Annotated in this window: 9 protein-coding genes and 1 tRNA gene; 9 read left to right on the plus strand and 1 reads right to left on the minus strand. The window is 71.8% G+C overall.

Annotated features, from left to right (window positions below; genetic code table 11):
• Window positions 1–148 precede the first annotated feature (148 nt).
• From ACFUNE_RS32110 to ACFUNE_RS32140, 7 genes are all read left to right on the plus strand, one after another.
• A complete protein-coding gene (locus ACFUNE_RS32110; protein ID WP_383575290.1) occupies window positions 149–1,654 on the plus strand; it encodes a methyltransferase in 1,506 nt (501 codons plus the stop codon).
• Window positions 1,655–2,111: 457 nt separating this feature from the next.
• Complete coding sequence (locus tag ACFUNE_RS32115) at window positions 2,112–2,309, plus strand: hypothetical protein (protein ID WP_383575292.1); 198 nt, start codon at window positions 2,112–2,114, stop codon at window positions 2,307–2,309.
• Between the two features lie 281 nt (window positions 2,310–2,590).
• Window positions 2,591–5,446: a type I DNA topoisomerase gene (gene topA, locus ACFUNE_RS32120; RefSeq protein ID WP_383575294.1), complete on the plus strand. Its 2,856-nt coding sequence runs from the start codon at window positions 2,591–2,593 to the stop codon at window positions 5,444–5,446.
• A gap of 278 nt (window positions 5,447–5,724) precedes the next feature.
• Window positions 5,725–8,862, plus strand: a complete 3,138-nt coding sequence (tmk, locus tag ACFUNE_RS32125) for a dTMP kinase (RefSeq protein WP_383575296.1) — start codon at window positions 5,725–5,727, stop codon at window positions 8,860–8,862.
• 103 nt (window positions 8,863–8,965) lie between these two features.
• Window positions 8,966–10,171 carry a DNA polymerase III subunit delta' gene (locus tag ACFUNE_RS32130; protein ID WP_383575298.1) on the plus strand — a complete coding sequence of 402 codons (1,206 nt, stop codon included), beginning with the start codon at window positions 8,966–8,968 and terminating at the stop codon, window positions 10,169–10,171.
• Between the two features lie 131 nt (window positions 10,172–10,302).
• A complete protein-coding gene (locus ACFUNE_RS32135) occupies window positions 10,303–11,832 on the plus strand; it encodes an alpha/beta hydrolase (protein WP_383575300.1) in 1,530 nt (509 codons plus the stop codon).
• 98 nt (window positions 11,833–11,930) lie between these two features.
• Window positions 11,931–12,004: transfer RNA gene (locus ACFUNE_RS32140), tRNA-Thr, on the plus strand.
• Window positions 12,005–12,325: 321 nt separating this feature from the next.
• Here ACFUNE_RS32140 and ACFUNE_RS32145 read toward each other — a convergent pair.
• Window positions 12,326–13,105 carry an alpha/beta fold hydrolase gene (locus ACFUNE_RS32145; RefSeq protein ID WP_383575302.1) on the minus strand — a complete coding sequence of 260 codons (780 nt, stop codon included), beginning with the start codon at window positions 13,103–13,105 and terminating at the stop codon, window positions 12,326–12,328.
• Between the two features lie 368 nt (window positions 13,106–13,473).
• On the opposite strand from ACFUNE_RS32145, the gene ACFUNE_RS32150 reads away from it, so the two are divergent.
• The gene (locus tag ACFUNE_RS32150; protein WP_383575304.1) at window positions 13,474–13,797 is read left to right on the plus strand and encodes a hypothetical protein; all 324 of its coding nucleotides are present in this window, start codon (window positions 13,474–13,476) and stop codon (window positions 13,795–13,797) included.
• 270 nt (window positions 13,798–14,067) lie between these two features.
• The gene (locus ACFUNE_RS32155) at window positions 14,068–14,265 is read left to right on the plus strand and encodes a hypothetical protein (protein ID WP_383575307.1); all 198 of its coding nucleotides are present in this window, start codon (window positions 14,068–14,070) and stop codon (window positions 14,263–14,265) included.
• The last annotated feature ends 24 nt before the right edge of the window (window positions 14,266–14,289 follow it).

Genomic DNA, 14,289 nt, shown 5'->3' on the forward strand with positions numbered 1-14,289 from the left:
GCAGGCCGCCACGGCGGGAATCCGACGCCCATCGGAAGCCCTGAACAGCGTTCAGCCGTAGCGGAGAAGACCTGCTCGCAGCGGCCCGGCCGTCCCTCGGGACCGCCGGGCCGCTGCCGTTGTCGGCGGGAGCGGCCACAATGGTCGGGTGAGTACGACCAGTCTCCCCGCATCCGACCGTGCCCCCCGGCTCCGCGAAGCCCTGATCAGCGCGGCATTCACCGCCGACGGCCTCCTCGAACGGCTCGGCGCGCCCGCGTACGCCGCGCTCGCCCGCAGCGAGACCGTGCCGGCGCTCCGGGCCACCCGGGGGGATTCGCCGCTCGACACGCTGGTGCGGCTGTTCCTTCTGCAGCGCCCCGTTCCGGTCGCCGCGGCCACCGCCGCTCTTCCGCTGGAGGAGTGCGTGGAGGACGGCTGGGCCGTCCTCGACGGAGACCTCGTCAGAGCGACCGTCGACGTACGGCCCTACGGGGGGCCCGAGGGCCAGGACTGGTTCATCGTGTCCGACCTGGGGTGTGCCGTCGGCGGGGCCGGTGGCATCGGCTCGCACGAGGAAGGCGTCGTCCTGGGTGTCGGCGGGGCCTCGACCACGCTCGCGGGGATCACCGTACGCAGGCCCGTCAGCTCCGCGCTCGATCTCGGTACGGGCTCCGGGATCCAGGCCCTGCACGCCGCGCAGCACGCCACCCGGGTCACGGCCACGGACGTCAACCCGCGTGCTCTGGAGTTCACCCGGCTCACCCTGGCGCTGTCCGGAGCGGCCCCCGCGGATCTGCGGGAGGGGTCCCTCTTCGAGCCGGTCGGCAGCGAGACGTACGACCTGATCGTGTCCAACCCGCCCTTCGTCATCTCGCCCGGTGCCCGGCTGACCTACCGCGACGGTGGCATGGGCGGTGACGATCTGTGCCGGACCCTCGTGCAGCAGGCCGGTGCCCGGCTCGGCGAGGGCGGGTACGCACAGTTCCTCGCCAACTGGCAGCACGTGGAGGGCGAGGAGTGGCAGGACAGGGTGCGCTCCTGGGTGCCCGCCGGCTGCGACGCCTGGATCGTGCAGCGTGAGGTGCAGGACATCACCCAGTACGCCGAGCTGTGGCTGCGCGACAGCGGCGACCACCGCACCGATCCCGCCCTGTACACCGAGCGGTACGAGGCCTGGCTGGACGAGTTCGAGGCCCGGAGCACCAAGGCCGTCGGCTTCGGATGGATCACTCTCCGCAAGTCCGCGGCAGCTGCCGCCGGGAGCCCCTCGCTCGTGGTCGAGGAGTGGCCGCACTCGGTGGAGCAGCCCTTGGGGTCCGCCGTCGAGGCTCATTTCGCACGGCAGGACTATCTGCGGGAGCACGACGACGCGGCGCTGCTCGCCGCTCACTTCACCCTGGCCGAGGAGATCGTCCAGGAGCAGGTCGGGCTGCCGGGTGCCGAGGACCCGGAGCATGTGGTGCTGCGTCAGCACCGTGGGATGCGGCGGGCGACGAAGGTCGATTCGGTCGGGGCCGGGTTCGCGGGCGTGTGCGACGGTTCGCTCCCCGCGGGCAGGATCCTGGACGCCATCGCCCAGCTGATGTCCGAGGACCCGGTGCTCCTGCGCGACCGCACACCGCAGGCGATCCGGCTGCTGGTGGAGGAAGGCTTCCTGGACCCGGTGCGCTGACGGGGCGGGACGGAGCCGCGCCCGCACGGAGCCGGCCTTCCCGGGCACGGCCGCGCATCTGTTCCGGTGCGCGGCCGCCGCTGTACTGGGCCGGCCCCCCGGTGCACGGCCGCGCTCCGTTCACGCGCGCCGTTCCCGTGCACGGTTCCCGTGCACGGTTCCCGCGCTCGGTTCACCGTCCTCCGCTCCTGTGTTCCGGGGTACGTCCTCCGGCGCTCGTTACCGTCCTGACCAGCACCTTCGCAGCTGATTGAGTCTTCGTTCGGCGCTGTCCACGGATTCCGCTCGCGGTCGTTTCCCGAGCGGGTGTGCGGTGTTCATCCGGGGTTCGCGCCGAGGACGCCCCGGCGTGGCAGCCTCCCCTCTGCCGAGCCGCCCGCCGGGCGTGGGGCTCGGGGCCAGGAGCGGCGCACGAGCGCGGCGGCGGCAGCCGAGGGAAGAGCTGAGGGGTACGGACATGGAGAGTGTCACCGCGGTCTTCGCCGGTGCCGCGTTCGCGATGTTCGGTACCGCCCTCCTCGTCTGGACAGGGGCGCGCACCATTCAGCGCGCGCCGGTGGCGCACGGTGTGAGCCCCGTCGCCTCCACCGCTCTCGCCACGCTCTTCGGCGTACTCTTCCTCGTCCTCGGCGTGTGGTGCTTCACCCGCATCTGATCCACTTCCCCGGCGAAGCCGGCGGGCCGCCGGACGGACGTTCCGCGAGGTGCCCGGGCGCCCTCCGAAACCCGCAGGCGACAGCGGTGCGCGGAGCGGACCGGGTGGTCCGGGCGGCAGGAATGGCGGAAGTCGGGTTACCGTTCGAGTGGCCGTTGCGGGCTTTTGCCGTTTGACACGGGGGCGGGTTGTACCGTCACACTCCGCAGCGACAGCACCGCGGGCAGCGCCAGAGCGCTCCGCGGATGCCATACGAGTGCCGACCGGAGAGAAGAGCGAAGTTGTCCCCGACCAGCGAGACCGCAGGCCGCCGACTCGTCATTGTCGAGTCGCCTGCCAAGGCGAAGACGATCAAGGGCTATCTCGGCCCCGGATACGTCGTCGAGGCGAGCGTCGGGCACATCCGCGACCTGCCGAACGGCGCCGCCGAGGTGCCGGACGAGTACACCGGTGAGGTCCGCCGCCTCGGCGTGGACGTCGAGAACGACTTCCAGCCGATCTATGTCGTCAACGCAGACAAGAAAGCCCAGGTCAGGAAGCTCAAGCAGCTCCTCGCCGAATCCGACGAACTCTTCCTCGCCACCGATGAGGACCGCGAGGGCGAAGCCATCGCGTGGCACCTGCAGGAAGTCCTCAGGCCCAAGGTCCCGGTCCACCGGATGGTCTTCCACGAGATCACCAAGGACGCGATCCGGGCCGCCGTCGCCAACCCGCGCGAGCTCAACCAGCGCATGGTCGACGCCCAGGAGACCCGCCGTATCCTCGACCGCCTCTACGGCTACGAGGTCTCGCCGGTCCTGTGGAAGAAGGTCATGCCGCGGCTTTCCGCGGGTCGTGTCCAGTCCGTCGCCACCCGTCTGGTCGTCGAGCGGGAGCGCGAGCGCATCGCCTTCCGTTCCGCCGAGTACTGGGACCTGACCGGCACCTTCGCCACGGGCCGTACCGGTGACGCCTCCGACCCCTCGACGCTCATCGCCCGCCTCAGCGCGGTCGACGGGCGCCGGATCGCCCAGGGCCGCGACTTCGGCCCCGACGGGCAGCTCAAGCAGGGCTCCGCCCAGACACTGCACCTGGACGAGACCAACGCGCGCGCCCTGGCAGCGGCGCTCGCCGACTCGACGTTCGCGGTCCGCTCGGTCGAGTCGAAGCCGTACCGCCGCTCGCCGTACGCGCCCTTCCGCACCACGACCCTCCAGCAGGAGGCGAGCCGGAAGCTGGGCTTCGGGGCCAAGGCCACGATGCAGGTGGCGCAGAAGCTGTACGAGAACGGCTTCATCACCTATATGCGTACGGACTCCACGACCCTCTCGGACACCGCGGTCTCCGCGGCCCGGGCGCAGGTCACGCAGCTGTACGGGGCGAACTACCTGCCCGACAAGCCGCGTACCTACGCCACGAAGGTCAAGAACGCCCAGGAGGCGCACGAGGCGATCCGCCCTTCCGGCGACCGCTTCCGCACCCCGGCGGAGACCGGGCTCACCGGCGACCAGTTCCGGCTGTACGAGCTGATCTGGAAGCGGACCGTCGCCTCCCAGATGAAGGACGCCACGGGCAACTCCGTCACGGTGAAGATCGGTGGCCGGGCGAGCGACGGCCGGGACGCCGAGTTCTCCGCGTCCGGCAAGACGATCACCTTCCACGGCTTCATGAAGGCGTACGTCGAGGGCGCCGACGACCCGAACGCCGAGCTGGACGACCGTGAGCGCCGTCTGCCGCAGGTCGCCGAGGGCGACGCGCTGACCGCCGACGAGGTCACGGTCGACGGGCACGCCACCAAGCCGCCGGCCCGCTACACCGAGGCCTCGCTGGTCAAGGAGCTCGAAGAGCGCGAGATCGGGCGTCCGTCGACGTACGCGTCGATCATCGGGACCATCCTGGACCGCGGCTACGTGTTCAAGAAGGGCACGGCCCTGGTGCCGTCGTTCCTCTCGTTCGCCGTGGTCAACCTGCTGGAGAAGCACTTCGGCCGGCTCGTCGACTACGACTTCACCGCCCGCATGGAGGACGATCTCGACCGCATCGCGCGGGGCGAGGCCCAGTCCGTGCCGTGGCTGCGGCGCTTCTACTTCGGTGCGGGTGACGACACGGCCGGCGCCGGCGCGGCCTCCGACGCGGGCAACGGCGACGGGGACCACCTCGGTGGTCTGAAGGAGCTCGTGACCGACCTGGGCGCCATCGACGCCCGGGAGATCTCCTCGTTCCCCGTCGGCAACGACATCAAGCTCCGTGTCGGCCGCTACGGCCCGTACATCGAGCGCGGCGAGAAGGACTCCGAGGGCCACCAGCGCGCGGACGTGCCCGAGGACCTGGCACCCGACGAGCTGGACGTGGAGCTCGCGGAGGAGCTGCTGGCCAAGCCGAGCGGTGACTTCGAGCTCGGCGCGGACCCGGTCAGCGGCAACCAGATCATCGCCAAGGACGGGCGCTACGGCCCCTACGTCACCGAGGTGCTGCCCGAGGGCACGCCGAAGACGGGCAAGAACGCGGTGAAGCCGCGGACCGCCTCGCTCTTCAAGTCGATGTCCCTCGACACGGTGACCCTCGCGGACGCGCTCAAGCTGATGTCGCTGCCGCGCGTGGTCGGCGAGGACGCCGATGGTGTCGAGATCACCGCGCAGAACGGCCGCTACGGGCCCTACCTCAAGAAGGGCACGGACTCGCGCTCCCTGACGTCCGAGGACCAGCTCTTCGACATCACGCTCGAAGAGGCCCTCGCGATCTACGCCCAGCCGAAGCAGCGCGGGCGGGCCGCCGCCAAGCCGCCGCTGAAGGAGCTGGGCACGGACCCGGTGAGCGGGGCGCCGGTGGTCGTGAAGGACGGTCGCTTCGGGGCGTACGTCACCGACGGAGAGACGAACGCGACGCTGCGGACCGACGACAGCGTCGAGGACATCACGCCGGAGCGCGGCTACGAGCTGCTCGCCGAGAAGCGGGCCAAGGGGCCGGCCAAGAAGAAGACGGCGAAGAAGGCTCCGGCCAAGAAGGCGACCACGGCGAAGAAGGCGACCGCCAAGAAGACGACCGCCACCAAGGCGACGGCCGCGAAGAAGACGACGGCCGCCGCCAAGAAGGCGCCCGCGAAGAAGACGACGGCCGCGGCGAAGAAGACGGCTACGGCTTCGTCCGAGGAGAGCTGAAGAAGACGACGGCCGCGGCTTCGTCCGAGGAGAGCTGAAGCCGGATCCGGCCTTGAGGCCGGCCCGGAGAGCTGATCGTCGGCCGGCCCGCGCGGAGCGGTCCACACACCGTCGTCGGTGAAGCTGTGGAGCGACGGCCCTCGGCCGCACGCGAGACGCCGGAAGGACTGGAACCCCAGCCCTTCCGGCGTCTCGCTCGTTGCGCGGCCGGAGTGCCCGTTGGGCACATGTTCGGACGCGGCCCCCGGGCACCGCACCGCTGCCGATAGGCTGGGCGGATGACGCGAGCCGAGCAGCCATTGGTCGTGAGCCCCACCTCCGACCCACTTGCCGCAGACTCACGCGAGCGCGCCGTACGAGCCCTGTTGCGCGTTCCCCCGCTCAGGCGGTTGTGGAGCGCCCAGCTCGTCGGCAGTATCGGCGATTCACTCGCCCTTCTCGTGCTTGTGCTGCTGTCGCTGCAGGCGGCGGTCCTCGAGGGCTCATTCGGGGCCGGATACCGCGGGGCGGCCTTCGCCGTCGCCGCCGTGTTCGGCGCCCGGATCCTTTCCACCGTGCTCTTCGGAGCCGTACTCCTGGGGCCTCTGACCGCGCTCACCGCGCCCGGCGGTCCGGTCGACCGCCGCTGGCTGATGATCGGGGCGGACGGGCTGCGGCTCGCGCTGCTGATCGTCGCGCCCCTGTGGATCGACTGGATGCCGGACAAGGCACTCATGATGATCCTGATCACCGTCTTCGTGGCCGGTGTCGGCGAGCGGCTGTGGGCGGTGGCCAAGGAGAGCGCGGCCCCCGCGCTGCTTCCCGCCCCGCCGCCGGAGGGCGCCGCCGTGCGCCCGCTGCCGGACCACCTCGACGCGCTGCGCAGGCTCTCCCTGCGGACGAACTTCCTCGCTGTTCCCACGGCCGCGGCCGTGCTGGTCGTCGCCGCGCTCGTCGGTGAACTGCTCGGCACCGGTTTCGACTGGTTCTCCGTGCACCAGGCCGCTCTCGGGTCGTACATCGCGGCGGGGCTGTTCTCCGCCTCCGTCTCGACCCTGTACTTCCTCGAACTGCCGGCCACCCGGACCCCTCGCCCCCGCTCGCCCCTGGAGGGCCTGCGCAGGCCCTCCACCGGTACGGGCTCCGACAAGGGCCGCACCGGCAGCATCCCGCTGGTCGTCGCCGCGTGCGCCGCGGTCGCCGGGGCGATCGCCGCCGCCGCGTCCGTCTCCGTGCTGCACGCCGCCGACCTCGACGGCGGGCCCGCCACCTTCGCCCTGCTGATCCTGGTCCTGACCGGCGGCACAGCGCTCGGCATCCGCACGGCGCCCAAGGTGCTGCCCGCCCTGTCACGACGCCGTCTGCTGGCGCTGGCTGTCGCCCTCACGGGCGTGGCGCTCCTCGCGCTCGGCCTGGTGCCCGACACCGCGAGCGGACTGCTGATCGCCCTGCTCGCCGGTTACTCGGCGGGAGTCGCGGCCCACATCGGACACGCGGTCATCGACCAGGAGACGGAGGCGGCCCACCAGGCGCGGGTCACCGAGCACCTCCAGGCCGTCGTCCGGGTGCTCGTCGCGCTCGGCGCGGTGGGCGGCCCGCTGCTCGCCGCCGCCATCGGCCGGCACCGTCTGGGGTCCGGCGACTTCGTCTTCGCGCACGGCGGCGCGGCCTTCGCGCTGATGCTCATCGGTGCGCTGCTGCTGCCCGTCGCGGTCATCGTCCTCGCCAGGACCGACGACCGGGCCGGTGTGCCGCTGCGCCGTGACCTGCGTGAGGCGCTCCGGGGCGGCGACCCCGCCGTCGCGCCCGCGGCGAACGGTTTCTTCCTCGTCCTGGAGGGCGGCGACGGAGCCGGTAAGTCCACCCAGGTCGAGGCGCTCGCCGAGTGGATCCGTGCCAAGGGCCATGAGGTCGTCGTGACCCGCGAGCCCGGGGCCACCCCGGTAGGCAAGCGGCTGCGTTCGATCCTGCTGGACGTCTCGTCGGCCGGTCTGTCCAACCGGGCAGAGGCGCTGCTGTACGCCGCCGACCGGGCCGAGCACGTGGACTCGGTCGTCCGCCCCGCGCTGGAGCGCGGCGCGATCGTCATCTCGGACCGCTACATCGACTCGTCCGTCGCCTACCAGGGCGCGGGCAGGGACCTCGCCCCGACGGAGATCGCCCGGATCTCGCGCTGGGCGACGAGCGGACTCGTACCGCACCTGACGGTGCTTCTGGACGTCGACCCGCAGACCGCGCGGGAACGCTTCACCGAGGCACCCGACCGGCTGGAGTCCGAGCCGGCGGAATTCCACACCCGGGTGCGGTCGGGCTTCCTCACCCTCGCGGCGGCCGACCCGGCCCGCTACCTGGTGGTGGACGCCGGGCAGGAGCCGGAAGCGATCACCACCGTCGTACGCCACCGGCTCGACCGGGTCCTCCCGCTCTCCGAGGCCGAGATCAAGGCCCGGGAAGAGGCGCGCAAGGCAGCCGAGGAGGAGGCCAGGCGCAAGGTCGAGGAAGAGGCTGCCCGCAAGGCCGAGGAGGAGCGCCTGGAGGCCGAGCGGCAGGCTCAGCTCGCCAAGCTCCGCGCCGAGGAGGAGGAGCGCAGGCGCCGCGAGGAGGAAGAGGCGCGGCAGCGCGAGGCCGAACGGCAGGCGGAGGAGGCGCGGCAGCGCGCCGAGGAGGCCCGTCGCCGTGCGGAGGAGGAGCGCGCCCGGCTCGAGGCCGAGGAGCGGGTGCGCGAGGCCGAGCAGGAGCGGCTCCGCCAGCAGGCTCAGGAGGAGGCGCGGCTGCGCAAGGAGGCGGAGGAACTGCGCCTGGAGAAGCAGCGCAGGGCGGAGGAGGCGCTGATCCGTTCCGAGGAGGCGCGCCGCCGTGCCGAGACCGAGGCGGCCGCCCGGGCCGAGGAGGCCGCGGCCGCCGCTGCGGCGGAGCGTTCCAGGGAGTCCGGTCAGTCCGGTCAGACCGGCTCCGGCTCCACAGGGGCAGCCGGGTCGTCCGTACGGGACAGTGAGCTCACCGTCCCGACCCCGGTCGTCAGTCCGAACGAGATCACGCAGCCCGTGCCGGTCACCCGCCCCGACCGGCCGGGCCACGACGCCGAAGAGACGACCGTGCTGCCCTCCGTGCGCGATGCGGACGAGACGGCCGTACTGCGGCCCGTGCGGGACGAGGACCCTTCGGACCGGGTGCCGCCGGGTGTCCTCCGCGACGGACGCCGGGCCTCCGGTGCCGAGAGCGAGAACGAGCGCACGCGTGAGCTGCCCCAGGTCAGCGACGACCCGCAGGCCGGGCGGGCGGCCAAGGGGACGGACGGCCGTGCGAAGCGGCCACGTCCGGACTGGGCCGAGGAGACGCCGCTCGACGACCTGCCGTCCCTGGCCGACGAACTGCTCGGCGACAAGGACGACGACCAGGGCGGCTCCGGCCGGGGCGGGCGCCGGCCGCGACGCTGACGGGCGATACGGAACGCCGGGATTGTCGGACCCTTCCCGCACAATGGGGAAGCGCCGGGAATCCCGGCGTTTTCCGCTGTACACCACCGGAAGGGCGGTGACCATGACCGTATGGGACGACCTGGTCGGACAGGACCGGGTGCAGGAGCAGCTCGGTGCCGCCGCCCGGGACGCCGACGCACTGGTCACGGCTCAGTCCGAGGGCGAGCCGGTGCCCCCCGGCTCGAAGATGACCCATGCCTGGCTGTTCACCGGGCCGCCCGGTTCCGGCCGGTCCACCGCCGCCCGTGCCTTCGCCGCGGCGCTCCAGTGCACCAGCCCCGACCGCGCCCTGGGCGGGGCTCCTGGCTGCGGCTTCTGCGACGGCTGCCACACCGCCCTGATCGGGACCCACGCCGATGTCCAGGTGATCCGCACGGATCTGCTCTCCATCGGCGTGAAGGAGACCCGCGAGCTCGTCCGCCGTGCTCAGCTGTCCCCGGCCGTGGGGCGCTGGCAGGTCATCGTCATGGAGGACGCGGACCGTCTCACCGAGGGCGCGGGGAACGTCCTTCTGAAGGCGGTGGAGGAGCCCGCGCCCCGTACGGTGTGGCTGCTCTGCGCCCCGTCCCTGGAGGACGTGCTGCCCACGATCCGCTCCCGCTGCCGCCACCTCACACTGCGCACGCCGCCCGTGGACGCCGTGGCCGACGTACTGATCAGGCGCGACGGCATCGACCCCGAGCGGGCCGCGTCCGCCGCCCGAGCCACCCAGGGGCACATCGGCAGGGCGCGCCGCCTGGCCACGGACGAGCGGGCGCGTGCCCGCCGTGCGGCCGTGCTCAAGCTCCCGCTGCGCGTGCACGACGTGGGCGGCTGCCTCAAGGCGGCCCAGGAGCTGATCGATACGGCCACGGACGACGCCAAGCAGATGGCCGAGGAGGTCGACGTCAAGGAGACGGACGACATGAAGGCGGCGCTCGGCGGCGTGGCCGGGGGCCGGATGCCGCGCGGGACCGCCGGCGCGATGAAGGAGCTCGAGGACAGGCAGAAGCGCCGCAGGACGCGTACGCAGCGCGACAGCCTCGATCTCGCGCTGAGCGAGCTCACCGGTTTCTACCGCGACGTGCTGGCGCTCCAGCTCGGCTCCCGGATCGCCCTCGCCAACACCGACGTGCGGGACGCCCTCGACCGGGTCGCCGAGGATTCCACCGCCGAGCGCACCCTGCGCCGGATCGAGGCGGTGTTCGCCTGCCGCCGCGCCCTCGACAGGAACGTCGCGCCCCTGCTCGCCGTCGAGGCGATGACGGTGGCACTCCGGGCGGGCTGACGCCCCGTCCTTCCCGTGCGGGTCCGCACCCCCGCACGGAGCCACAGTCCGCCCGCGCCGCCGGACTGAGCGAATTCACCCGTATGAGCAGGGAATCGGTCGAGTCGTCAGGTGGCCGCTACGCTCCGGGGATGGACACCAGGCGCCTGCTCCGCATCTTCGCCACCGCGCTCGGCACTGCCGGCCTCCTCGTCTCCGGCTGCAGCAGCGGAGGTTCGGCGCCCAGCGCGTCGGCGACGGGGTCGGCCGCCACCGAGGAACTGGAGCCGTACTACGGGCAGAAGCTGCACTGGCGGGCCTGCGGCGTGGAGGGATTCCAGTGCTCCACGATGAAGGCTCCGCTGGACTACGGGAAGCCCGGCGGAGGGGACGTCCGGCTGGCGGTCTCCCGCAAGAAGGCCACCGGACCGGGAAAGCGCATCGGCTCGCTCCTGGTGAATCCCGGTGGCCCCGGCGGCTCGGCGGTCGACTACCTCCAGGGGTACGCGGCCATCGGCTACCCCGCCCCGGTCCGTGCCCGGTACGACATGGTGGCCATCGACCCGCGCGGAGTGGCCCGCAGCGAACCCGTCAAGTGCCTCACCGGCAAGGAGATGGACACCTATACGCAGGTGGACCAGACCCCCGACGACAGCGGGGAGGTCGAGGTGCTGAACAAGTCCTTCCGGACGTTCGCGAAGGGCTGCGAGAAGCGCTCCGGCAAGATCCTCCCGCACGCCTCCACGATCGAGACGGCGCGCGACATGGACATCCTGCGCTCCCTGCTCGGCGACCGGAAGCTGCACTACGTCGGAGCGTCGTACGGCACGTTCCTCGGCGCGACCTACGCCGAGCTGTTCCCCGCCCGTGTGGGCCGCCTCGTCCTGGACGGAGCGATGGATCCCTCGCTCCCGGCGATCGACATCAACCGCGACCAGACCGCCGGCTTCGAGGCGGCGTTCCAGTCCTTCGCGGCTGACTGTGTGAAGCAGACGGACTGCCCACTCGGCACCACGTCCACCGCCGATGCGGCGACCGCCCTGAAGAAGCTCTTCCGCGATCTGGACTCCGAACCCGTGCCGACGGGCGAGACCCGGCAGTTGACCGAGTCCCTGGCGACCACGGGTGTGATCGCGGCGATGTACGACGAGTCCGCCTGGCCCCAGCTCCGCGAAGCCGTCGCCGGTGCGCGGCGTGGTGACGGATCCGGCCTGCTGGCCCTGGCCGACAGCTACTACGAGCGTGGCCCCACCGGTAAGTACGCCAATCTGATGTTCGCCAACGCGGCCGTGAACTGCCTCGACCTCGCCCCCGCCTTCTCGGGTCCCGCAGAGGTGGAGGAGGCTCTCCCGGAGTTCGAGAAGGCCTCCCCGGTCTTCGGCAGGGGCTTCGCCTGGGCCGCCCTGAACTGCGACTCCTGGCCCGTCGAGCCCACCGGCACCCCGCACCGCACGGAGGCCGAGGGTGCGGCCCCGATCGTCGTGGTCGGCACCACGCGCGACCCCGCCACCCCCTACAAGTGGGCCGAGTCCCTCGCGGACCAGCTCTCGTCCGGCCACCTGCTCACCTACGAGGGCGACGGGCACACTGCGTACGGCCGGGGCAGTGACTGCATCGATACGGCGATCAACACCTACCTGCTCGACGGCACGCCGCCCAAGGACGGCAAGAAGTGCACCTGACCTGCGGATACGGTGGCGGCGGCGGGCGGTGCGGAGCACCCTGGAAAACTGTGTAGACTTGGCGTCGCTGCTGACCGCACCATGGTGCGACAGAGCGTGCCGCCTTAGCTCAGTTGGCCAGAGCAACGCACTCGTAATGCGTAGGTCTCGGGTTCGAATCCCGAAGGCGGCTCTGTGGAAGCCTCAGGACTCACTCGCCGTGACCTGGGGCTTTTGCTTTGCCTGATGTACCTCAGTCGACCCACGCGAGCAGCGTCGGAGTCGCCCGACGTCGCTCGCCAAGTCTCAGGTGCGGCGTCTTCCCGACCGGCTTCGTGGCCTCTCCCTGGCCACCGGGGCCGGAGACGGCCCTACCCCGGCTGCCGGCGTTCCACGGGCGGTTTCGGCGCCCGGCACGACACTGCTGCACCCGGCGTGACGCTTCCCCGTACGGCATGACTCCCGCTACGCCGTACGCGCGGAGCCCCCTGTGCCCGGGCTCCGCGCGGCCCGGTCAGCTGTCGGTCCGGTCCTCGAGTGCCGCCGCCGTGGCCGTCACGAAGGCTTCCGGGTTGTCCAGCATGATGTTGTGCCCGCAGTCCGGGACGGCCACCACGCGGACCCCGGAGTCGGCCAGCTCGTCCGCGCCGGGCAGTGGGCCGTCCGCCTCGGGAAGCAGGAAGGTACGGGGGATCTTCAGGTCGAGGAGGAGCGCGCGCATCGGCGGAGTGCTGCCGCGGATGAGGTGGGTGGCGCTGCGGTGCAGGGCTTCCCGGCCGGTCAGTCGCATGGTCGACCACCAGTGGTCGCCGGCCCGGTCGCGCACCTCGGCCCAGCCGCCCGCCAGGAACTCGGCCTCGGTGTAGGCGGCGATTCCGCCGCTGCCGATGGCGCCCGGAGCGGGCGGCTGCGGGTCGAGGTTGGCGTCGGCGAGGACCAGCCGGGAGACGAGTCCGGGGTGGCGCGCGGCGAGCACGATGGCCACGGACCCGCCCATGCTGTGGGCGATCAGCTCGGCGCCGGAGACCCCGGCGGAGGCCAGCGCCGAGGCGACGGCGTCGGCATGGGATTCCAGCGTGTAGTCGAACTCGGTGGGCCGGTCGCTGATGCCGTGTCCTAGCAGGTCCATCAGCAGCGAGCGACGGCCGGCCAGCCGCGGATGGACCGCGACCTCGGTGAAGTAGGCGGGCGAGGTGGAGCCCAGGCCGTGCAGGTAGACGCGGGCGGGTTCCCTGCCCGGCAGTTCGACCCATCTGATCCGGTCGTTGGCACTCGTCACTGCGGCCTGGCGCACAGCCTGCTCCTCTGCATGCAGTCAAGATCCGTGGGTCGCCGAGTCTATGGGCACTCCCGCGGCGCTGTGCGGTGTTGCCGCAAGGCCCCGATCGACCGGGCGGGACGAGGTGGTGCAGGTCCCTGCACCTGCATGCCTGTGACCCTTTCGGTATCCGGTGGGCGGGCGCAGAGTCCTAGTGGGCAGCAGGGCCCGGACGGCCCCGGGGCTCCCCCGTCGCCCGGCACGGTCCGTGCGGCCGGGGCGGTGGCGCTGCGTTCACCGCGCGTCCCGGTCGCCCACCCGCGCCCCTGGCTTCACGCTTCCCCGCCGATCCGGCTACCGCCTCGACTGCCCTACGGAACCAGCCTATTGAGAGGAAACCGATCGTGACCGAAACAGACACCGCGCTGAGCGCGACCGCCCTGCTGGAGACGGCCCATCAGGCCGTGGCGCAGGGGTATCCGTGCGACGACCGGCTCGCGCGGGCCGCGCTGCATCTCATCGAGTGCGCCGCCGACGTCGTGGAACGGCTCCCCGGCTCCGAGCGGGACCTGGAGTCCGCCCGGGATGTGCTCGGCCACGCCCGCGCCGCCGTGGTGACGGCGACCTTCGCGGTACGGCAGATCCACGACGAGTCCCGCGAAGCCACCCCGGAGGCGGCCGCCGGCGCTCCGGTGGCGGGCAGGGTCGTCTGCGGTCTCGACCGATAGGGCGCGTGTCCGGCCATTGTCCGGAAATCCCTGCTGTCCGAAAAACTGCTCACTGGTGTGACGACGAAGCTCCGCCGGCGCAATCGACCGTCAAGTCGACTGCCCCCGGCGGAGCTTCGTCGTTTCCTGCCCCACCCGGGTTCCTGGGTTTCCTACTTACGCACTGCACAAGTCTGACCTTATTGAACTCCCGCCCTTCTCCAAGAATAGAGGGGTGCGGAAGAGCCGCACATCTGAAGGACACAGAGTCATGGACAAGGGAATGGAATTATGCGGAAGCAAAACGTCCGGACGAAGACCCTCGTTGCCCGTCGCGTTTTCGGAACGGCGATGGTCGCCACGGCCGCTGCCGTGGCGATCGGCGCCGGTGTCGGTACCGGCGTGACGGCCCCGCTCGGTGCGGGTTCGCAGTCCGCCATCACGCACATCGCGGCCGACGAGATCACCGATGATCATGGCTGGGACTGACCTGCAGGGGTTCCGGCCGATCGG

Source organism: Streptomyces sp. NPDC057287, assembly GCF_042667905.1.
In the GTDB taxonomy this organism is placed as follows: Bacteria; Actinomycetota; Actinomycetes; order Streptomycetales; family Streptomycetaceae; genus Streptomyces.